Source organism: Colwellia sp. MB02u-9 (assembly GCF_014077085.1).
Classification (GTDB): domain Bacteria; phylum Pseudomonadota; class Gammaproteobacteria; order Enterobacterales; family Alteromonadaceae; genus Cognaticolwellia.
Map to the genome: position 1 here is coordinate 1 of NZ_JACGVF010000004.1, position 275 is coordinate 275.

General features: G+C 45.8%; 1 protein-coding gene. It reads right to left on the reverse strand.

What is annotated here, in order from left to right:
- On the reverse strand, positions 1–275 hold a 275-nt coding region (locus tag H4J65_RS00010), incomplete at both ends, for a putative Ig domain-containing protein (RefSeq protein WP_182193917.1).

A 275-nucleotide genomic window follows, 5' to 3' on the forward strand; every position in this document is an offset into this window, starting at 1 on the left:
ATACTAAAGCTTTGGGTATCCCCTACATCAACATCAGAAACTATAGGAGTAAAGCTGTAGGCAGTATCTTCAGCTACCGTTGTGGCTGGTGTACCTGTTATTACCGGCGCATCGTTGGTGTTTGACACTGTGATAGTAAAGGCCGCTAAACTTACTGTTGCATTCGCAGCATCGGCAACACTGATGACAATACCTGAGGTGGTACCAATATCATCATTAGTCGGTGTGCCCGTTAAGCTACCGGTTATTGTGCTAAACGTTGCCCAGCTAGGTTT